Below are 20,066 nucleotides of genomic sequence, written 5' to 3' on the forward strand. Positions count from 1 at the left end.
TTTTGGAACTCTGAGATTGAGGCGGTCATGAGGTCATGACCGGCACCACATGCAGAGTTCATCATAAGGAGTGACATTATGGGCATCTTTTCGCGTTTCGCAGACATTGTGAATTCCAATATCAGCGCACTATTAGATAAAGCTGAAGATCCGGAAAAAATGATTCGTCTCATTATTCAGGAAATGGAAGATACTCTGGTTGAGGTCCGCACCAACTCGGCCAAAGCCATAGCAGATAAAAAAGAGCTGGCGCGCAAAGTCGAGGCGCTGGAGCAGCAGATTGAAGACTGGCAAGCAAAAGCAACCCTGGCACTCAATAAACAGCGTGAGGATCTGGCACGTGGCGCACTGATTGAGAAACAGAAATTGCACAATGTATTGAAAGGATTGCATACTGAGCAGACGCTGGTGGAAGAGACGATTGATAAGCTGACCGGTGAAATCACCAAGCTGGAAAGTAAGATCACCGAAACCCGGGCTAAACAGCAGGCGTTAGCGATTCGCAGCCAGGCCGCCGGCAACCGCCGTGACGTGCAGCGTCATCTGCATACCAGCCGCACTGATGAGGCGATGGCTAAATTTGCACAGTACTCGCGTAAAGTCGATGAACTGGAAGCCGAAGCGGACCTTTATGCTCAGTCAGGAAAGTCGCTTGATCAGGAATTTGCCGAGCTGCAGGCTCAGGATGAAATTGAACAAGAGCTGGCAAAGCTCAAACAAGATATGAATAAACACTAATAATCTCAGTGGATTAATCAGGAGCGAACTATGGCCACATTTTTTTTAGCAGGACCGCTGGTCGTCTTTTTGATTTTTGTGGCACCGTTGTGGCTGCTGCTGCATTACCGCAGCAAGCGTAAAGCGGCCAACGGTTTGTCGCAGGAAGATTATGAAGCACTGCAGGGGTTGTCCGATAAGGCAAAAGGGCTGCAAGATCGCATCAATACACTGGAGCGAATTCTGGATGCCGAATCGCCAAACTGGAGAGGTCACTATGACAGGTCGTGAACTGTATCGTGATCCGGTCAACGGTAAGATATCCGGTGTGTGTGCCGGCCTGGCTGACTATTTTGGCCTTGAAGTCTGGGTGGTCAGGATTTTAGTGATCACGGTATCCTTGCTGGGCGCGTTTGCATTAGTGCTGATTGCCTATATCGCGCTGACTCTGATGCTGGAGAAACAGCCGCAGCAGTACCGGGATACTTTGCGCAGCCAACAGTCACATACACTGAAAAGCTCACCCTGGGAGCAGGGCAAAACAGCGCAGGAGCTGCTGCAGACACTGCAAGATGATCTCAGTGACGCAGAATTGCGGGTACGCAGGTTGGAAGCCTACGTCACTTCTGATGCCTTTAAAGTGAACCGCGAATTCCGGAATTTATAAGCTACTTACATTTAGCCAATGAACAAGGCAGGAAGCATGACCTTAGCTGAACATATCCTTCAAAGCGACACCACCTGTGCCTGGGCGATGAAACATCCGCTTGAGCGAGAATATCATGATGCTGAATGGGGCAAACCGGTGCATGATGATAAGACGCTGTTTGAATTTCTTACCCTGGAAGGGGCGCAGGCCGGACTCAGCTGGATCACCATCCTGCGCAAACGCGAAGGCTACCGGCAGGCATTTGAAGATTACGATATTAAGCGGCTGGCGCAGTACGATGAAGCTCGGGTCGAGCCGATCATCAGCCAGTTTGATGTGGTAAAACATCGTGGCAAAATTGCATCGGTGTTTTCCAACGCGCGCGCTGCATTAGCTTTGCAGCAAGAATTTGGTTCGCTGGATAAAGCGTTGTGGCAATTTGTTGACCATCAGCCGCTGATGAATCACTGGACTACGATGGAGGACGTGCCGGTTTCCACCGATCAGTCGCGCGCCATGAGTCACTTTCTGAAAAAGCGCGGTTTTAAATTCGTCGGTGAAACGATCTGTTACTCGTTTATGCAGGCAATGGGCATGGTTAATGATCACCTGCAAGGATGTCCGTGCAAGTAGTTGCCTGAATGGCGTTTAAATGACTCATTGTTTGTGCTATCAAAAAGCCCTGCGGTTGCAGGGCTTTGCTGTCTCTGGCACTTATCACGTACCAACGCTCAAGCCATCAGGTTTAACTCTGTTCAGGCAGTGGCTTCCTGCTCCAGAATAACCGCGTTGTAACGCGCCAGACCTTGCTCCAGATCGGCAATCAAGTCGTCGACGTCTTCCAGACCGATATGAATACGAATCAGCGTGCCGCTGAAGTTAGGATTTGCCACCGTACGCAGGCTGTTAAAGCTCTTTGGCTCATTGGCCAGGATCAGGCTTTCGAAACCGCCCCAGGAATAACCCATGCTGAAGTGCTGCATACTGTCCAGCAGGGCAGTCGTTGCACGCGGGTTACTGGTTTTCAGCACAAACGAAAACAGGCCGTTACCGCCGGTAAAGTCGCGTTTGAAGAATTCATGCCCCGGGCAGCTTTCCAGTGCCGGGTGACGGACGTGGTCCACTTCCGGACGCTGCTCCAACCATTTCGCTACTTTCAGGCTGCTTTCCGCGTGCTGACGCAGACGCACATCCAAAGTACGAATGCCACGCAGGCCTAAGTAAGCGTCATCCGGCGAGACACACTGACCCATCAGATAGCTCTGCTCGCGCAGTTGATCCCAGTATTTTTCACTGGCAACCGCAGTGCCCAGCATCACATCTGAGTGACCGACGATATACTTGGTTGCCGCCTGAATCGAAATGTCGACGCCGTGCTCAAATGGCGAGAAGTTAACGCCGGCACCCCAGGTGTTGTCGAGCATGACAATGATATCCTGCTCGTGGGCGATACGAGCCAGAGTCGGGACGTCCTGCACTTCCATGGTGATCGAACCTGGTGATTCGGTAAACAGAATCTTGGTGTTTGGCTGAATCAGGTCACGGATGCCTTCACCAATCGTTGGTTCGTAGTAGGTGGTTTCTACGCCGAATTTCTTCAGGATCTTGTCACAAAAATCACGTGTCGGCTCGTAACAGGTATCCACCATCAACAGATGATCGCCAGATTCTACGAACGAAAGAATCGTGTTACTGATGGCGGCGGTCCCGCACGGGTATAGCGCACAACCGGCGCCGCCTTCCACTTCCACCATGGCTTCCTGAAACGCAAAGTGGGTGGTGGTCCCGCGACGTCCGTAAAACAGCGTTTTATTGGCGCGGTTGATCGTGGCGTGATTTTTTTCAGCTACCGTATCGAATACGACTGTCGAAGCACGTTGTACGGGTGGGTTGACCACACCTTGGGTCCATTTTTTATTGCGGCCGGCGGTGATGAGTTTGGTCTTGTTGCCTTCTGACATTTACGATCCTTGTCTGGAAATTTGAATGCTCTATTTAAAACATGGAGCTATAGGTCAATGCAAGCCAAAGTACAATAAAAAACTCATCCCGGCCCGGGCAGGGCGCTGAGGTCTTTTCCCGGCCCTGTCGCTTATAACAGCGGGTTGAATAGATAGAAAAGACGTTCTAAAAAGCGATGGCCGAGTGAGCGCTGTTCCCATACCTCATAATCCACTTGAGTGGATTGTTCAATGTAACTCTGCTGTTGCCAGTAAAGCTGTTGGGTGAATTCCTCATCATCCACGGCCAGGGTTACTTCAAAATTGAGCCATAAGCTGCGCATGTCGAGGTTAACCGTTCCGACCAGGCAAAACTGGCGATCAATGACGACCGATTTGGTGTGCAGCAGGCCACCGGAAAACTCGTGAATAACCACACCGGCCTCAAGTAACTCGCCGTAAAACGCACGCGAGGCCCACTTGACCATCACAGAGTCATTCTTGTGCGGGATAACCAGATCCACCTTAATGCCACGTTGAGCTGTCATCTTCAGCATCGCGAGCAGATCGGCACTCGGGACAAAATAGGGCGTGGTAATACACACAGATTCGTTGGCCTGGTTAATCGCCAATGTCAGCACCTGGGAAATCAAATGCTCTGGCATGCCGGGGCCGGACGGCACGACCTGAATCGGGTGATGCGGTGAGCTGCTGTCAATTCCGCATTCCGGCACATGAGGCAGGTTACGTTCACCGGTCTCGACTTCCCAGTCCCAGCAGTGGATAGCCGACAGCACGTTAACCGCAGGGCCGGTCACGCGCACCATGATATCAATCCACTGGCCGACGCCGGAATTTTGTTTGAAGTAAGCCGGATCGACCATATTCATTGAGCCGGTATAGGCGACTGCATCATCGATCACGATGATCTTGCGATGCTGGCGCAGATCGAGACGGCGCAGAAAAATACGCCACGGGCTCACTTCCAGCGCCTGGACGACGTGAATACCGGCATCCTCCATCATGGTCAGCCAGTGGCTGCGGAAAAAACGCGGGCTGCCAGCTGAATCGAGCAGTAACTTGACGTCGACACCACGTTTGGCCGCCTGAATCAGTGCCGACGCGACTGAATCGGCCAGCCCGCCCGGATGCCAGATATAAAACACCATGCGAATACTGTGCTGCGCTTGCTTGATATCATCAATGATGGAGTGAAGAATCTCGTTGGGTGAATTCTGCAGCGACAAGGTGTTACCACTCAAGGCCGGTATGCCCATACGGTGATTACATAACTCGTCAATTTTATAGATGTGCGCACCCATGCCGTCCGGCCGATGCGCCTGGCAATCATTCAGTGAGCGGAACCAACTGCCAAACGGCTTAAACATCTCTTTGGCGCGCTCAGCACGTTTGCGGCCCAGGTTCAGTTCACCGAACAGGAAATAGCACAGCACTCCGACGATCGGGAGAATGTAGATCACCATCAGCCAGGAAAGAGAGACACTGACGGCGCGTCTTTTTAAAACCACTCTGAGTGAGACACCCGCGACCAGAAACCAGTACAGCGCGATGCTTGCCAGAGTTAAGAAGTGATAAACCTTATCCATGCACTAAGTATACTCAAATTCAGTTGTTCGAATAGTAAATTGAAAGCATAAGCGTGAAAAGAAAACCAGCAAAAACAATATGAAACCAAGATAACAGAAAAGTTTGTTAATTGAGTGTAATTCTAGTGTTATATAAGGAAGGGTAGGTTAAAAACGCATCAGATAGTCTGACAAAAGCGGGTGGAGTCCGAAAAATATACTGTTCGGGCTTCCAATTTTATTCCTAAACTGTTCTACTTGCCACAACCTTGGTGTCACTCTATTTTTAAATGTGTGTAAATAAATTTATACACCTACTTTTGGACACCGCACTGACAAACACAACATATTGGTACAGAAACAATGGCGAGTAGTTCTCGAGGTCAATTTACATCGCGGTTCGGCTTTATTATGGCCGCCGCGGGCTCGGCCGTGGGCCTGGGTAACGTTTGGGGTTTCCCGACCCAGGCAGCGAGTAATGGTGGCGCGGTCTTTTTGATCGTATACCTGTTGATGGTCTTTTTGCTGGCATTCCCGATGCTGGTGGCGGAACTGACCATTGGTCGTTATGGCCAGTCCAACCCGATTCGCTCGTTTCGTGCTGCGTGGCCGAAAGGCAAACTGGGTGCCATTTTACTAGGTATCGGCGGGATGATCGTCGTCTCCCTGATCCTGAGCTTCTACGCGATCGTGGCTGGCTGGCTGGTCGGCTCTTTCTTCAGCAGTGGCCTGGATTTTATCGGCATGCAGAGTGCTGGTCACTGGCTGACCACTTTCGGCACGGAGCGCAATCTGGTACTGATGGTGCTGTTTATGGCGCTGACCATGTTTGTGGTACGCAACGGTGTGGCGGACGGGATTGAAAAATGGTCAACTCGCCTGATGCCGCTGTTGTTCGTTCTGTTTGGTCTGCTGACTATCTACATCTTCACTCAGGATGGTGCGGTTGAAGGTCTGAAAATGTACCTGGTACCGGACTTCTCTCATCTGACACCGCAACTGGTTGTGAGCGCAATGGGGCAGGCGTTCTTCTCACTGTCGCTAGGGGTGTGTGTAATGACGACGTACGGCTCTTACCTGAAAAAAGACACGAACCTGCCGAAAACCGCAGCGCAGGTCGCCCTGATTGATACCGGTGTTGCCTTTATTGCCGGCCTGATGATTCTGCCAGCGATGTTTGTTGCCAAACACAACGGGGTTGAAATTTTCTCTGAGTCGGGTGAACTGCTCAACTCAGATACACTGGTCTTTACTGTACTGCCGGCGATGTTTGATACCATGGGTTCCGTTGGTGCCCTGATTGGCTTGGTCTTTTTCCTGCTGATGATCATCGCGGCCCTGACGTCTTCAATTTCCATGCTGGAAGTGCCGGTTGCCTGTGCGACCGAAGAGCTGAAGCAGAGCCGCCGCACTGCGGTATTGTGGATTGGCGGTCTGGTCACGGTGATTTCTGCGGTGATTGTGATGAACTTCTCCAGCCTGTTTGGCCTGGTGATTCAGTTCACCACAGTGTACTCGCAGCCTATCATTGCTCTGTTGATCACCCTGATTGTTGGCTGGATCTGGAACCGTAACCAGATTCTGACTGAGCTGAAGCAGGGTTGCCCGGAGATTGAAAACAGCTGGTTCTGGAAAATCTGGCCACTGTACGTGCGCCTGGTTTGCCCGGTACTGATGCTGCTGGTCTTTTTGCCTGATCCGCGCGGAGCCAAGCTCAGTTATCGGCGACGGCTTAGATAACTCTTTAATAAAAAAGCCACCTGCGTCAGCCGGTGGCTTTTTTGTATCTGCTATTCTCAAGGCGTAGGTTGGCACTGACCTGCCAGCACTAAACAGAATAAGGAGCCTGAAATGGATACTACGTATCGGATTGAACAAGACAGTATGGGCGAAATTAAGGTACCCCAAGACGCCTTATACCAGGCTCAGACTCAGCGAGCAGTGAACAACTTTGCTATCAGTCGTCATCAGATGCCGAAAGCGTTTATTCAGGCGCTGGCGCGGATAAAGCAGGCGGCAGCGATGACCAACGCCCAACTCGGTTTACTTGATCAGGATATAGCGGATGCGGTGCAGCAGGCCACCAAGCAAATCATTGAAGGACACTACCTTGACCAGTTTCCGATTGATGTGTTCCAGACCGGTTCCGGCACCAGTTCGAACATGAACATGAACGAAGTACTGGCTACACTGGCGTCCAGAATCACCAACAAGACAGTCAGCCCTAATGACCATGTCAATATGGGACAGAGCAGTAATGATGTGGTCCCGACCGCGATTCAGCTCAGCTGCGCGATTCAGATTGAGCATCATTTGTTGCCGTCACTGTCCCATCTTAGCTCGGTGCTGGCCAATAAGAAGCAGCAACTGGCGCATGTGGTCAAAACCGGGCGTACTCACCTCATGGATGCGATGCCGATAACCTTCGAGCAGGAACTGGGCGGCTGGCAGGCACAGATAGAACACGCCAGTCATGCGATTGAGCAGACCCTGCCTGCGTTGACGGCTCTGGCTCAGGGCGGCACAGCGGTGGGCACCGGGATTAATGCCGACCCGCAGTTCGCTGAGGCGTTTGCGGAAAATCTGTCGCGTATGACCCGGATTGATTTTGTGCCCAGTGACAACTTCTTCTTTAATCTCAGCAGTCAGGATGCAACCGTGGCTTTGTCCGGCCAGTTAAAAACCACGGCCGTCGCTTTAATGAAAATGGCCAATGACCTTCGCTGGATGAACTCCGGCCCGCTCGCCGGACTGGGTGAGATTGAGCTGCCGGCGTTGCAGCCCGGCTCTTCCATCATGCCGGGCAAAGTCAACCCGGTGATCCCGGAGGCGGTGGCAATGGCCTGCGCTCAGGTCATCGGCAACGACACCACCATTACCGTGGCGGGGCAGGCGGGTAACTTTCAGCTCAATGTGATGCTACCGGTGATTGCGCACAATATTCTGGAGAGCATTGAATTACTGGCTAATTCGGCCATCGCGCTGGCGGATAAAGCGCTAGTGGGCTTTACGGTGCGGGAAGACCATCTGGAAGCGGCACTAGCTAAAAATCCGATTCTGGTCACCGCACTCAATCCTGTGATTGGTTATCTCAAAGCGGCCGAGATCGCGAAACAGGCCTACCGCCAGGGCAGGCCGGTGATTGATGTGGCTGAAGAGCTGACAGAGATAAGCCGTGACGAACTGGAACACTTGCTTGATCCGGCACTGCTGGTGAAGGGAGGGATCGTCGAATAGGGCTCTGACTGCCTGGATCGCTGGCAATGGACAAATATCGGTCAGCCAACATCGCGTAAGCGAGAGTTTGCTGACCTTTGGCGTCACTTGAGTATAATGGCGGTCCATTTTAGTGAGGCCGTATGTTCGATATTCTCTATAGTCATGCTGATTTTCTGATCATCAACAAGCATCCCGATGTGTCTGTACACAAGGATGACGGCGACACCATGTTGCTGCAGGACGTGGGTCAACAGAGCGGCGACAGCCAGCTTTATCTGGTGCATCGTCTCGACAAAATGACTTCGGGTATTTTGCTGTTGGCTCGCAATGCCAGTGCTGCGTCTGAGTTGTCCAAAGCGTTTGCCGACCGGGCAGTCGCAAAATTTTATCTGGCGCTGGGCAGCAAAAAGCCGAAGAAGAAACAGGGCCTGGTGAGCGGTGATATGGAACGCTCACGTCGCTCGGCGTGGAAACTGATGCCGAGCCAGCATAACCCGGCCGTGACCCAGTTTTTTTCCGCCGCTGCAGAGCCGGGTGAGCGCTTGTATTTATGTAAACCGCATACCGGTAAAACCCACCAGATTCGGGTGGCGCTAAAATCGGTCGGCTCGGCGATTGTCGGTGACCCGATTTACAACCCGGGCAGCAGTGCCGATCGTGGTTACCTGCATGCCTTTGCGCTGCGCTTTCCATATCAGGGGGAAATCTACAGCTGGGTGTGCGATCCGCGTCAATATAACGCGCTGGGCGAGAAATGGCACAGCGTTATCGTCAGCCAGGGCATTGATGCCTGGCTTGAACCCTGGTCACTAAGCTGGCCAAGCGTGAAAAAGTAATTATATATGCAAACAACTGCTTTATCTCAATTTTTTTCAGAAATCACGGCTCAACTGGCCGACGTTCCCAATGAAGTCCGCCGCCTGTTTCATGGCCGTGGTCAGCGCTTCGCCGGATTAGAGCAACTGACCGGTGACTGGCTGCAGGGACAGTTGATCATCAGCCTGTTCAAACCGGTTGAAGATGAGTTTCTTGATGCACTGGTAAAGGGCCTAACTGAACTGGCTGCTTCGCCACTGTGGGCGCACAAGGGCGGGCGTTGTATTGTATTGCAACACCGCTATGCCGATGGCGCGCCATCGCAGGTGCTGGTGGGGGAACTCGATGACCGCCCGGTGGTGGAAGAAAACGGCCTTAAGTTTCAGCTTGATATCGGCCGCAATCAGAATTCCGGCCTGTTTCTCGATATGCGTTTGGGCCGTGACTGGGTGCGTGAGCACGCCAAACACAAAAAACGTGCTCAACTTGTTTGCCTACACCTGCGGTTTTTCTGTCGCGGCGATTGCCGGTGGTGCCGATAATGTAGTAAACGTGGATATGGCCAAGGGCTCGCTGTCGAAAGGGCGCGAAAATCACAAGCTCAATGATCATAACCTGAATCAGGTCAGTTTCCTGGGTCATGATATTTTCAGAAGCTGGGGTAAGATTAAGAAATACGGCCCGTACGATCTGGTGATTATCGATCCGCCGTCGTTCCAGAAGGGCAGTTTCGCCCTGACCAAGGATTACGCCAAAATCCTGCGCCGCCTGCCTGATTTGCTCAACCCGAATGGCGAAGTACTGGCCTGCGTTAACTCGCCGATGGTGAGCAGTGAGTTCCTGATTGAAGGCATGCAGGCAGAAGCGCCACAACTGACCTTCCAGTACCGCCTGGATAACCCGCCGGAGTTTGCTGATATTGATGATGAGTCAGCGTTGAAGGCGTTGGTATTCAGTTAAGTTCGGAAGATAGCACAGCTCAGGCTGTGCTTTTTTTCGCATTTGTCTGCCGGGCCGCGTGGCGATTCTTTCCGGTCTCGGCTCGTGCTAAAATCTAGCTTATCACCACTGTTAAGGATTACGACATGGCCTCAGATTATTACGGCACCAGTGCCGGTTACGCGCGCAAAGAAGCCGGCTACCGGGAAAAAGCACTCAAACTGTATCCTTGGGTATGCGGTCGTTGTGCACGCGAATTTGTCTACTCTAATCTGCGTGAATTAACCGTTCACCACAAAGATCACGACCACACCAACAACCCGGAAGACGGCAGTAACTGGGAATTGCTGTGCCTTTATTGCCACGACCACGAGCACAGCAAATATCTGGATCATGAGCGTTACGGCAGCGAAATCAAACCCGGTGATGATGAGCATCAGGGTGCCACGTACAATCCGTTTGCGGATTTAGCCAAGATGATGAAGAAGTAGGGATTAGGGCGCAGCGGATAAGATTGCTGTCAGCGGCTTAATGCTGCACCGAGCGGGTGGAAGTAGGCCTGCCGCGCAGCGTGAATAACATCTCTGTGCCCAATATCCGGATAAACCGCGATGCTGTCAGGTTTCGTGGTGCCTGAGACTAAATACGGGTTTTCAATTCCGGAACATGACTCTACCACCGCCTCAAAAGCGCGCGCCATCATCTCAGTTGGCTGAGAAAAGTAATTTGACCCCATCGCTTTATCCGCTTTGACGCTGCGCAGGACATAATCGTGCATGTCCTGGCCGTTATTAATCAGAAGTGTTGCATCGAAAATACGGAGTAAACGCTGATTCAGCGGATGCGGATAATGGTCGAGATTTTTTAACCAGCAATCACTGGCGAACAGGATACTTCTTTGCGGCCCGAAGCGGTCGCCGATGGCAAACGCCTCTTTGATATCTTAGATTGAAGCGCCATACTTGACTTTTCAGTACCGCCTCGATAACCGACCGGAGTTCGCTGATATTGATAGAGAATCAGCGTTAAAAGAGTTGGTATTCAGTTAATCTGGCAAAATGGTACTGCTTAAGTTGTGCCATTTTTGTTTGTTTTTTAGTTAGTTCATGAGTCGTAATCGAAAAGTCTACCAATGAGAGTTAACCGTTTTGGGAACCACTGTTATTTATCCCTATATATCCAGATACAAGGTTGTAACTAGTAGAGTAAAAGTTCGTTTGAAGCGGTATTTTTCGGTTTAGATGATGTTGTTTGTAACATTGATTCTGGAACAATTGAAAAGAGGTGAACTAGCGCTGCTAACGGATTCTCCCTCTAGGCCTGTTTTGTTCAGAGACGGAATGAGCAAATCGTGGAGCTTGTCGGCGGAAGGGCAAGAGGCGTTATCGCCAGAAGCGAAAAGTGCCTATCTTTCCAGAACGAAAATGTCTGGCGGTGCGGCGGGCAGTGCTGTACCCATTCAAAGCGCCGCTGTCTATGCGCCTAACATTGAAGAGACCTACGTTCCTGAGCCCGTAAAACCTGATACCTCAGATACACCACCAAAACTGCAATACGAATATTGCTTTGAAGTGGCTTGCTCGGATGAGACGTATAGAAAAAGCGTGGGGTATGCGTTTGAACTGGCGAAAACCAAACAGGAAGCCCTGATTGGCCGCTGGCAGACGGAGGCAACCGAGCACGGTACAAAATATACGGCGCTCACCGCCTTTGATGAACCGAAAAAATTAGTCGCTAAAGTAGCGTCCAATGCTCTGGGAATTAGTGTTCCCGACAATGTGCAGGTGAAGCCTATAGGCTCTGGTGTAGTGCGAGAAGCCTTTATCCCAGTTGTCCCTTCAGTACAGCTTGGTGAGCGTTTGGGGCTACCAACAGAAGGCTACTACTACCATTTCTACAATGGACGCTTAGTTCAAGAGTACAAGCTGCTAGGAAATGGCAAGTGGGCCTTCTATGCGACACGTTCCACCCACGAGCAGCTCAATGATGAGCAAGGCTACAACATCTATCAAAGCGCCATTCTGGTTTACTGGAAGCTCGAAGGTAAAGACGTTGAAAACCAACATCTGATTTATCTTGAACAGCCAATTACCCGAGAAGAGCTAGACAAACTCGATGATGACTGGTTAGCTCAACATGGTATCAAGCTCGATATAAACGAATTGCTTGCTGCGCCCAAGCAACCTGTTGCGGAAAGGCAAACCACTCACCCCTCCGATACGGAGAAAGCTGAGAATAAACCAGAGATACATACTGTTGGAACGGACTCTAAAACCAACCAATGAGAATCATGGGGAGCCATTGCAGAGCAATATGGCTTGTCGGCGAAACAATTACTTGATTTGAATCCGCAGTACAACGCTGACCCGATGTCATTGAAAGTCGCGGATAAGCTCACGGTTCAAGAGCCTGTAAATCTTGAAAGTACCAAAACAGTTCAACGTGATTTACCACTAGTGGAGCCCAAGATATACAACCAAGCTGCAAACACTCACTATGCTTACAACGGTAATTTTCAGGGAACGTCACTTAAGCCTATCGGCAGCGAGACTATTTTGGACAATGATCTTGTTGTGGCAAACTTAGCCAGCATACCTCCTCAGGACGTCGATGATGTGTATCTTGTCTTCGCTGATAAAAAAATGAGCGTGGAGGATTTTGCCCAAGAAACGTATCTATCGAAAGGCAAAAGCATTATTGATCATGTATTAAAGTCAAACCCTCATCTTAAACGTAGCTTTAGCCAAATTATTGAAGGAATGCCTTTAGTTGTATCGCCATGGATAGAAAAGCACCCAGATGAAGAGTTCGCTATCAAACAAGCTAATGAACTTATGACTGAGTTTTTGCAGCTTTCTAGTGAAGAGAAGAAATGGTTTGCAGAGCACCATGAAACGGCAACCAATGCTTTACTTGTTGCGGCGACATCCGGCCTAGATGTTTACCAAGATGAGTCAGCATCATCAGGCCTTCGTGATTTTAGTTTAAATGATATCGTTGCCGGAGCTGGTACTGTGGTTGCGGGAGCTCAGATACAAGGAGACAAACTTAGCCAGCGAATGAAGTCATTTGCAGAGTATTCGCGTTATACTGCAGAGAAAACCAAAGGCTTATCAGGGCAAGCGCTTTATTCTAATCCTGACTATAAAGTATGGAGAAAAGAAGCGAGAGCATTTCAAAGTGAGATGAAATCGATTCTCTCGGAGGTTGGTAAACCGGGCTACATTAAAAATGTTCAAGCGAAGCGTATCAATGACTACCTTAATGTCGGTAAGCGACAATTGTATCGCGCGAAAGATTTCTCTAAGGCGGTATCAGGGATTGAGATGACGAGTTTGTATAAGCGAGCTATGTCTTTCAGCCGATTTTTGGGTGTTGCCAATGGGTTAGTGATTGGGGCTGGCTTGTATGGTAATGCTGTGGATGTAGTAAAGACATGTAATACTAGTGGTTGGTTTGAGGAAACCTGTAATCGTAGCTTGGTGAAAAATACAGCTTCCGGTGCTGTAAATGTTGTTGCTGGTGTTCGGATAGGTATAGCTTTAGCTGCCATTCCTGTTACAGGAGGATTATCGATAGCTTTAGTTGCAGGAGGAACACTCTTTTGGGGATTATATGGTGGTGACATATCGAATAACGTGGGCAAGTTTGCAGAGGAAGTGATTTTTGATTGATAAAGTGCCTGAAGTAAGTTTATACGTTTTTTTACTTACTTTTTTTCCATGGATGACGATATTAACATATTTATCTATTAAGTTTAGGAAGAATAAATATGCGTTGATATACAGTATTTCAGACAGTGCCCCAGATCGGTTCCGTGAACGTTCAAAAATGATGATGGAAAGCAATGTATCTTGGCTTGCTGCGAGTGGATTTGCGTTTGAGATCTTTGGGTATGTGATGCTCAGGTATGCTTGGGGAATTTCTCATTCAGATATATTTCTTTGGAGAAAAAGCATTAAGTCTATATTTGGAAAAGATTTTCCACTTTATTTCATTATGACATGCTTAATGGATATCTCTTTGACAAGTCTCTCAATCATCTTGATAAGCATGCTATTTCGTTAAAAATAATGTAATACAACTTAGGTGGACTGCTATAGGATGAGGAATCACTCTTATACCTGTTACTGGAGGACTATCAATTGCATTGGTCGCTGGTGGATCTTTTATTTGGGGAATGTATGGTGGAGAAATCTCCAATGGCTGGAGAGCGTTGGTAGAAGAGGTGTTATTTGATTAGTGGATATGCGGCAGTAATAGGCTCTACGACTGGATTAATATTTTTCGCGACTAATATATTTCTAACTATAAAGTTAAGACCAAGAAAATATGAGTTAATGCAATTAATTTATCAAAGTGCTCCTGAGGAATTTAGAAGCAGAGCTTTATTACTTATGGAAGCACATATGTCTTGGGTTGCAGGAAGCGCTGGCAGCTACATTTGGTTCGTGTCCCCCATGTTGCGATTCGCTTGGAAGATCTCCGCTGATGATATTTCAAGCTGGCAACAAGAGATTAAAAAGGCATTGGGTACAATGTATCCCCTTTATTGGTTATCTATCATGTTGCTTAATGTAACCTTTGCTAGTTTGGCAGTTTTTACTATCAATGAATACGTGATAAGCAAACTAATTTAGGAAGATTGGTAGAGGCGAAGAGCTTTGATTGATTTAGTGATTAAAGTCGGCGTGTTACTGCTAGTAGTAGGTGGGTTCCCATGCTTGATCTTGAATCTCTACTTGTCAATTAAGCTTCGGAAGAGAAAGTACGAGATGCTTCATAGCATTGTGATTAGATTAGTACGCCATCTAAGTTTAAAGAACGAGCTAAATTTATTTTAGAGAGTAATCTTTCATGGGTGTTTGCTAGTTCCACAAGTCACATATGGTACGCATACCTGATGCTTAGGTACGGTTGGCGAATACCGAAGGAAGAGATTCAAGAGTGGCGTCAAAGCATCCAATCTATTTATGGTTCTGATTATCCTGTATATAGACTGTCGACTCTATTGACTAATGTGTGGCTAACAGGTCTCCCCCGTTTTGTTATTAATCGCTTTTCGTAAATAGGCTTTACAGATAACAGAATCGAGACGAAAAAGAATGGGGAGTCTGCTAGATCGCCTTGCCGTTGAGACTGAACATAATCAAACCCGGTGATGATGAGCATCAGGGCGCCACGTACAATCCGTTTGCGGATTTAGCCAAGATGATGAAGAAGTAGGGATTAGGGCGCAGCGGATAAGATTGCTGTCAGCGGCTTAATGCTGCACCGAGCGGGTGGAAGTAGGCCTGCAGCGCAGCGTGAATAACATCTCTGTGCCCAATATCCGGATAAACCGCGATGCTGTCAGGTTTCGTGGTGCCTGAGACTAAATACGGGTTTTCAATTCCGGAACATGACTCTACCACCGCCTCAAAAGCGCGCGCCATCATCTCAGTTGGCTGAGAAAAGTAATTTGACCCTGTCGCTTTATCCGCTTTGACGCTGCGCAGGACATAATCGTGCATGTCCTGGCCGTTATTAATCAGAAGTGTTGCATCGAAAATACGGAGTAAACGCTGATTCAGCGGATGCGGATAATGGTCGAGATTTTTTAACCAGCAATCACTGGCGAACAGGATACTTCTTTGCGGCCCGGATCGGTCGCCGATGGCAAACGCCTTCTCTGCAATATAGTGATCAAACGCGTGCCAGAACTCATGTGCCAGCGCACCGGCACCGGCATTTTTCGCCAATGCCAGTTCACGTTGATTGGGAGCATAATGGGCCTGAACACCTTGGCGGCCACCAGTGCCGAATGCCAGATTCAGGTTACCGCGCAGGCCAATTGCCTCCGGCGGCAGAGCCAGGATATAGGCCAGATCGGCCAGTGAATCAAAAATCAGATTAGCCGCGAGATCCTTTTCTTCCGCGTTCACCCATTTACCGACACGAATACTGCCGATGCCAAACGTTTCTTTTATATCAAGAAATGACATCTGCTCGCCGTGGCGATAGTCGGGGCCTTTACGCGTCTTGTATTTAAAGCTGGTTAACTGCAAGCGATTCCTCGGAGATGGTATGCCACGGCCCGTCATTCGACACGGCCTTAACTTCGCAGGCCAATTGTACATGAATCCGTGACTCAGGGAGAGGGCGACTTCAGCTACCTGCGTTGAAAATGCGTTGAGCTAATAAGGCAGCACAGAGCCAGTAAGTTGGAGTAAAGCCAGTAAGTTAGAGTAAAGATAGCAATTTAGCATAAAAAGCGCATAATCTGCTTTTACGACACTGACAAAAGACATTCCCTATGGCTGACTTTCAATATTACTTTGAGCAACTTCCTTGTTTTAACTGTAAAAAGACCACGGTAAGCACCGATCTTGGCTGGTTAACGGCTGCCATGAAAGCAGATGTACAGGCGCAAGTGGCTGAGATTACCGCGCAAGATGGCCTTGACGCCGATATCGCGGTCAACGTGACCTGCACCAAAGACGAAGCGCGCGATTATTTGCTGCTGAACTTCTACGGTTACTCTGACGAAGAACTGGCGGATCAGGTGGAAGCTGACGACGAAAAAGAAGTCGCAGATGAAATCGCAGAGCTACTAGAAGCAGGCAGCAGCACCATCGTGTTTGAACACGAAATCGCGCTGCAAAGCTGCACCGCGTGCGATGTTGATGCTGAGTAACAGCAACCGTCAACACCACCGCTAAACCGGTATGAATATGGAAGGCGTGAGCGGAATAAATCTGCTCACGCTTTTTTGTGCTGCTGGTTTGGAGTCAGCGGCACAAATTTGATGCGCATGTTATGGATGGTCTGGACTGATTGCAGGCTGGCCGCAATCTAACCTCATTAAGCTTCCGCCACGGCTAGTTATTCCATGTGGCTTTGTCACCGCACACCGACAGCGGCTGTAACGGCTGGTCGGGTTTGGCGTACTGCAAACGATACAGCCTCTGCGTTACGTGGTAACTATCCAGTCCACTGATCGTCACCCAATCGAGTGATTCAATATCAAGATAGCCGTCCGGTTTGATGATTTCATCCGGCAGGTGGATTTGTTCTATTTGACCAATCACCATCTCCGTATTGTTGGCCTTGATGGTGTGGTGTTCTATCAGACGCAAGGCGATTTTTACCCGGCTTTCTTGTACAAACGGCGCGGCAAAGCCATGTTCAAATTGCGCGGTTAAGCCAACCGCTTCGAATTCACTTTGTTGCCTTGGATAGCGTGCCGAAGTCTGATGGGCGAGGCTTGTGAAAGCGGCTTCAACCGAATTGAGACTGAATACGCCGGTCTGGAGAATATTTTCTAAGGTGTGGCGCTGCACCGAGTTCGGACGGCTGATAAAACTCAGCAAAGGCGGATTGGAGCCAAGATGAGTGACTGAGCTGACAATCGCCAGGTTTGGTTGCCCTTTGGCATCAATAGTGCCCACCAAATTGGCACTTTTGAAACCGCTTAAACTGCTGACCAGGCGCGCGCGATAGCGGCTTTCCATCTCAGCGATTTGTTTACTATTCAATGTACGTTGCAGCATGTCGGGTCCTATTGGGTTCAAGGTAAGGGCGGTGGTTAGTGTGCCTCAATGACGCGGATTTGTTGTTAAGTGGTTGTTTTGTGTTGTGGGGATGGTACGAGAATGGGGGAAGGTTAGATCATTGTGTGGCTTATCCCGTTTGGTCTGGCCCGGCGCCACAAATTTTCAAATCGTATCGTGTCAGAGCGGGTATATAACGGTTTCGTTGCTTTGTACTTCAAGCTTTGCTTACGCCAAAGAGTAACCAGCAAGGCGCTTTGTTGTTTGATGTGGAAAAGGCCGGTTTTAAACGTTCCCGACGCCGAAAACCTAAAAAGTCGTCCTGATTTTTTGCCTTTGTGCCGTGATTTCAGGGAAAACGCTAAAGCGGTGTTAGCCCAAAATCATTTAGTATCAACTTCCTGACCACTTTCTTATGTCAGTTCTTGACCTAAATACCCTAATTGAAGATTATGAGCCTAGTTGAGCACTTGCGTTTATACAGACATGTTCTGTAATTTGTGGGTGTAAGGATTATAAAGACAGTTAGAACAGTATGTTGCTGATATGGTGTCTATATTTTCTGAAAATATTATACAGACAGTGTCTGCTGAAAAAGCACTGTTATGTAAAAAATTGGAGATGAGAGTATGCATGGACTGATGAATAATACTAAGTGGAGAGAATTACTATCTATGCTAAGTAAAAATCAAGTCTACATCCAATTAAAGCTAGTGGGAGATGATGATTTTCCAATTGATACAGAGCAATCAAATTTAGTCATTAGAGCACTTGGCCCGTCTTCGTTTATTTTCGTGAGAAAAGAGCTTGAGTATAAGCAAATATCTCAGCTAAAAATCATAGTAAATCAGCTACCAAAGAGTCATTCTCAGGTAGAGAAAAGCTATTTTACATCACTAATAAGTCAAATTAAGCGTATCACGATAAATGAGTTATTGGTGGTAGAAAATGGCTTAATTTTAAATGCTTACGATTAATTTTTACATAGCAAGTCGCTCAAGCGGACTGCCAACGTGTGACATTTTAGGTTTAAGTTTGTTTTGTGGTTACGGTGCAATGTTTGAGTAATCTGGGCGTTGGCAGCCACTTAGCTCAGCGTTATGTGCTTGGAGGTATATGGAAAAATTAGCGCACGAAATATGGATATTTGACGGGAACTCTGTGCAGTTCTTGGGACTCCCTTTTTCTACACGGATGACGGTTGTCCGACTATCAAATGGAGATCTTTGGGTTCATAGTCCGATCAAATTGTCAGAAAAAATCATAGAACAAATCGGATATTTAGGTCGGGTTAAGTATTTGATAGCACCGAATCATCTTCATCACCTTTTCTTGCCTGAGTGGATTTCTGCTTACCCCAGTGCTGAAATATATGGTACCGACGAAGTTATCAAAAAACGAAATGACCTAGCTTTTAATGGCTCTTTGAATAACCATCAAAGCTGGGCTTGGAGTTCAGACATTGATCAAGAATTGTTTTCAGGCTCTCCATTAATGGAAGAATGTGTGTTTTATCATAAAGGCTCTAGCACACTCATTGTTACCGACTTGGTCGAAAATTTCCCTGGTCAAGACTTTAACTATTGGCAAAGGGTTATTGCGAAAGGCGCAGGTATTCTAGCTCCCAATGGGAAAATGCCTTTGGATTGGCGTTTAAGCTTCATGTTTGGCAAAACAGATGCACGTACACATATCAATCGTCTATTAGCGTGGGATCCTAAAATTCTAGTCATGTCTCATGGCGAAATAGTCAAAGAAAATGCAAATAAGTTTTTAGCTCGCTCATTCGAATGGCTTATCTGAGCAAGTAGCGAGAAAATCCCATACAAACGGCTCAACGGGACAAAAACACGTGCCACTTTTGGTTCGGTTTGCTTTTGGGGTTCCGGCTGGTTAAATTGAGTGCATATGATATTGGTTTTTTCCCATTAGCCGGGCGTTAAGTTTCTATAGAAGTGGTCGGGAAGAAAGGAGACGTAATGAAAAAGATGTTTTTAACTTCATCTTTCGTGGATGTAGCTGATTTATTCGTGGAGTTCGCCGAGGAAAAATGTACAGGTAAAACTGTTACATTCATACCCACGGCGAGTCTTGTCGAAGATATTACATTTTATGTGGATGCTGGCAAAAAGGCCCTTGAAGAACGCGGGCTAATTGTTGACGAACTTGAAATTTCAACGGCAACCAAAGAAACAATAGATAGTACGCTCCAAAAGAATGACTATATCTATGTTACTGGTGGTAATACCTTCTATCTGCTTCAAGAGCTGAAAAGAACAGGCGCGGATAAAATCATATCTGAACAAGTAAATTCAGGGAAGATGTATATTGGTGAGTCTGCCGGTTCCATTGTGCTTTCACGCAATATTGAGTATGTAAAAGACATGGATGATTTCACTGCCGCGCCGAACATTGGCACGTTTTCATCATTAGGCATGATTGATTTTTATCCGGTTCCTCACCACACAAACTTTCCATTCAAAGAGTCAGTCGAGAAAATCATCTCTAGTTATGAAGAGGAAATAGATCTTTGTCCCATTAGCAACACACAAGCGATTGTCATACATGACAATCAATTTGAAGTCTGGGGACTGTCCTGAAGTCTGGGGACTGTCCTGATTTCAGTGTTTATTCGTTTGACTCAAACCTGTACTCAATACGGCTTCTG

General features: G+C 48.2%; 18 protein-coding genes and 4 pseudogenes. 17 read left to right on the top strand and 5 right to left on the bottom strand.

Translation table 11 applies throughout. The features are described from left to right. Positions 1-78 precede the first annotated feature (78 nt). From pspA to KNV97_RS09765, 4 genes are read left to right on the top strand one after another with little or no spacing between them, the layout of a single operon-like run. A complete protein-coding gene (gene pspA, locus KNV97_RS09750; RefSeq protein WP_218562983.1) occupies positions 79-738 on the top strand; it encodes a phage shock protein PspA in 660 nt (219 codons plus the stop codon). A gap of 30 nt (positions 739-768) precedes the next feature. Next, positions 769-1,008, top strand: a complete 240-nt coding sequence (gene pspB, locus KNV97_RS09755) for an envelope stress response membrane protein PspB (RefSeq protein WP_218562984.1) — start codon at positions 769-771, stop codon at positions 1,006-1,008. Further along, a complete protein-coding gene (pspC, locus tag KNV97_RS09760) occupies positions 995-1,384 on the top strand; it encodes an envelope stress response membrane protein PspC (RefSeq protein WP_136484513.1) in 390 nt (129 codons plus the stop codon). Before pspB ends, pspC begins: the two co-directional genes overlap by 14 nt. 36 nt (positions 1,385-1,420) lie before the next feature. Next, a complete protein-coding gene (locus tag KNV97_RS09765) occupies positions 1,421-1,999 on the top strand; it encodes a DNA-3-methyladenine glycosylase I (RefSeq protein WP_218562985.1) in 579 nt (192 codons plus the stop codon). A 122-nt stretch (positions 2,000-2,121) separates the two neighbouring features. On the opposite strand, the gene KNV97_RS09770 is transcribed toward KNV97_RS09765, so the two are convergent. Both KNV97_RS09770 and cls read right to left on the bottom strand, forming a co-directional pair. Further along, complete coding sequence (locus KNV97_RS09770; protein ID WP_136484515.1) at positions 2,122-3,327, bottom strand: cystathionine beta-lyase; 1,206 nt, start codon at positions 3,325-3,327, stop codon at positions 2,122-2,124. 131 nt (positions 3,328-3,458) lie between these two features. Continuing rightward, on the bottom strand, positions 3,459-4,913 hold the full coding sequence (gene cls / locus KNV97_RS09775; protein WP_136484518.1) for a cardiolipin synthase: 1,455 nt from the start codon (positions 4,911-4,913) through the stop codon (positions 3,459-3,461). Between the two features lie 390 nt (positions 4,914-5,303). On the opposite strand from cls, the gene KNV97_RS09780 reads away from it, so the two are divergent. The 5 genes and pseudogenes from KNV97_RS09780 (at position 5,304) to KNV97_RS09800 (ending at position 10,357) form a co-directional block, all read left to right on the top strand. Further along, complete coding sequence (locus KNV97_RS09780; RefSeq protein ID WP_256612988.1) at positions 5,304-6,632, top strand: sodium-dependent transporter; 1,329 nt, start codon at positions 5,304-5,306, stop codon at positions 6,630-6,632. A gap of 111 nt (positions 6,633-6,743) precedes the next feature. Next, entirely contained in the window at positions 6,744-8,129 is a 1,386-nt protein-coding gene (locus tag KNV97_RS09785; protein WP_218562987.1) for a class II fumarate hydratase, read from the top strand. Positions 8,130-8,251: 122 nt separating this feature from the next. Further along, positions 8,252-8,947, top strand: a complete 696-nt coding sequence (locus KNV97_RS09790) for a TIGR01621 family pseudouridine synthase (protein ID WP_218562988.1) — start codon at positions 8,252-8,254, stop codon at positions 8,945-8,947. Between the two features lie 6 nt (positions 8,948-8,953). Continuing rightward, positions 8,954-9,887: pseudogene (locus tag KNV97_RS09795) on the top strand (class I SAM-dependent methyltransferase). Positions 9,888-10,012: 125 nt separating this feature from the next. Continuing rightward, on the top strand, positions 10,013-10,357 hold the full coding sequence (locus KNV97_RS09800) for a YajD family HNH nuclease (protein ID WP_136484529.1): 345 nt from the start codon (positions 10,013-10,015) through the stop codon (positions 10,355-10,357). Positions 10,358-10,386: 29 nt separating this feature from the next. Here the strand turns inward: KNV97_RS09800 and KNV97_RS09805 are convergent. Beyond that, positions 10,387-10,803, bottom strand: a pseudogene (locus KNV97_RS09805) (LPD1 domain-containing protein); the annotation flags it as partial. A gap of 25 nt (positions 10,804-10,828) precedes the next feature. On the opposite strand from KNV97_RS09805, the gene KNV97_RS09810 reads away from it, so the two are divergent. From KNV97_RS09810 to KNV97_RS22255, 4 genes and pseudogenes are all read left to right on the top strand, one after another. Then, the gene (locus KNV97_RS09810) at positions 10,829-10,915 is read left to right on the top strand and encodes a hypothetical protein (RefSeq protein ID WP_407701906.1); all 87 of its coding nucleotides are present in this window, start codon (positions 10,829-10,831) and stop codon (positions 10,913-10,915) included. 216 nt (positions 10,916-11,131) lie between these two features. Beyond that, a pseudogene (locus KNV97_RS09815) lies at positions 11,132-13,540 on the top strand (LysM peptidoglycan-binding domain-containing protein); the annotation flags it as partial. A gap of 666 nt (positions 13,541-14,206) precedes the next feature. Beyond that, positions 14,207-14,506, top strand: coding sequence for a hypothetical protein (locus KNV97_RS09820; RefSeq protein ID WP_218562989.1), 300 nt, complete (start codon positions 14,207-14,209; stop codon positions 14,504-14,506). Between the two features lie 508 nt (positions 14,507-15,014). Next, positions 15,015-15,092, top strand: a pseudogene (locus tag KNV97_RS22255) (YajD family HNH nuclease); the annotation flags it as partial. Positions 15,093-15,121: 29 nt separating this feature from the next. On the opposite strand, the gene KNV97_RS09825 reads toward KNV97_RS22255, so the two are convergent. Then, positions 15,122-15,913, bottom strand: a complete 792-nt coding sequence (locus tag KNV97_RS09825; RefSeq protein WP_218562990.1) for a CLCA_X family protein — start codon at positions 15,911-15,913, stop codon at positions 15,122-15,124. Between the two features lie 248 nt (positions 15,914-16,161). Here KNV97_RS09825 and KNV97_RS09830 point away from each other — a divergent pair, with 248 nt between their 5' ends. After that, positions 16,162-16,542, top strand: coding sequence for a hypothetical protein (locus tag KNV97_RS09830; protein WP_218562991.1), 381 nt, complete (start codon positions 16,162-16,164; stop codon positions 16,540-16,542). A gap of 184 nt (positions 16,543-16,726) precedes the next feature. On the opposite strand, the gene KNV97_RS09835 is transcribed toward KNV97_RS09830, so the two are convergent. Further along, positions 16,727-17,398, bottom strand: coding sequence for a flavin reductase family protein (locus tag KNV97_RS09835; RefSeq protein ID WP_218562992.1), 672 nt, complete (start codon positions 17,396-17,398; stop codon positions 16,727-16,729). A gap of 629 nt (positions 17,399-18,027) precedes the next feature. Between KNV97_RS09835 and KNV97_RS09840 the strand changes: the two genes are divergently transcribed. The 3 genes from KNV97_RS09840 (at position 18,028) to KNV97_RS09850 (ending at position 19,998) form a co-directional block, all read left to right on the top strand. Beyond that, on the top strand, positions 18,028-18,375 hold the full coding sequence (locus KNV97_RS09840) for a hypothetical protein (RefSeq protein ID WP_218562993.1): 348 nt from the start codon (positions 18,028-18,030) through the stop codon (positions 18,373-18,375). 139 nt (positions 18,376-18,514) lie between these two features. Further along, on the top strand, positions 18,515-19,201 hold the full coding sequence (locus KNV97_RS09845) for a DUF4336 domain-containing protein (RefSeq protein WP_218562994.1): 687 nt from the start codon (positions 18,515-18,517) through the stop codon (positions 19,199-19,201). A gap of 176 nt (positions 19,202-19,377) precedes the next feature. After that, positions 19,378-19,998 (top strand): peptidase E, encoded by a 621-nt coding sequence (locus KNV97_RS09850; RefSeq protein WP_218562995.1) that lies wholly within the window; start codon positions 19,378-19,380, stop codon positions 19,996-19,998. The last annotated feature ends 68 nt before the right edge of the window (positions 19,999-20,066 follow it).

This window comes from Vibrio ostreae, assembly GCF_019226825.1.
GTDB lineage: Bacteria > Pseudomonadota > Gammaproteobacteria > Enterobacterales > Vibrionaceae > Vibrio > Vibrio ostreae.

Coding starts and splice junctions, on each gene's coding strand:
- KNV97_RS09820 (WP_218562989.1), top strand. CDS start 14,207: ATGCAATTAATTTATCAAAGTGCTCCTGAGGAATTTAGAAGCAGAGCT.
- KNV97_RS09845 (WP_218562994.1), top strand. CDS start 18,515: ATGGAAAAATTAGCGCACGAAATATGGATATTTGACGGGAACTCTGTG.
- KNV97_RS09780 (WP_256612988.1), top strand. CDS start 5,304: ATGGCCGCCGCGGGCTCGGCCGTGGGCCTGGGTAACGTTTGGGGTTTC.
- KNV97_RS09790 (WP_218562988.1), top strand. CDS start 8,252: ATGTTCGATATTCTCTATAGTCATGCTGATTTTCTGATCATCAACAAG.
- KNV97_RS09785 (WP_218562987.1), top strand. CDS start 6,744: ATGGATACTACGTATCGGATTGAACAAGACAGTATGGGCGAAATTAAG.
- KNV97_RS09840 (WP_218562993.1), top strand. CDS start 18,028: ATGCATGGACTGATGAATAATACTAAGTGGAGAGAATTACTATCTATG.
- pspB (WP_218562984.1), top strand. CDS start 769: ATGGCCACATTTTTTTTAGCAGGACCGCTGGTCGTCTTTTTGATTTTT.
- pspC (WP_136484513.1), top strand. CDS start 995: ATGACAGGTCGTGAACTGTATCGTGATCCGGTCAACGGTAAGATATCC.
- KNV97_RS09835 (WP_218562992.1), bottom strand. CDS start 17,398: ATGCTGCAACGTACATTGAATAGTAAACAAATCGCTGAGATGGAAAGC.
- pspA (WP_218562983.1), top strand. CDS start 79: ATGGGCATCTTTTCGCGTTTCGCAGACATTGTGAATTCCAATATCAGC.
- KNV97_RS09850 (WP_218562995.1), top strand. CDS start 19,378: ATGAAAAAGATGTTTTTAACTTCATCTTTCGTGGATGTAGCTGATTTA.
- KNV97_RS09800 (WP_136484529.1), top strand. CDS start 10,013: ATGGCCTCAGATTATTACGGCACCAGTGCCGGTTACGCGCGCAAAGAA.
- cls (WP_136484518.1), bottom strand. CDS start 4,913: ATGGATAAGGTTTATCACTTCTTAACTCTGGCAAGCATCGCGCTGTAC.
- KNV97_RS09765 (WP_218562985.1), top strand. CDS start 1,421: ATGACCTTAGCTGAACATATCCTTCAAAGCGACACCACCTGTGCCTGG.
- KNV97_RS09830 (WP_218562991.1), top strand. CDS start 16,162: ATGGCTGACTTTCAATATTACTTTGAGCAACTTCCTTGTTTTAACTGT.
- KNV97_RS09770 (WP_136484515.1), bottom strand. CDS start 3,327: ATGTCAGAAGGCAACAAGACCAAACTCATCACCGCCGGCCGCAATAAA.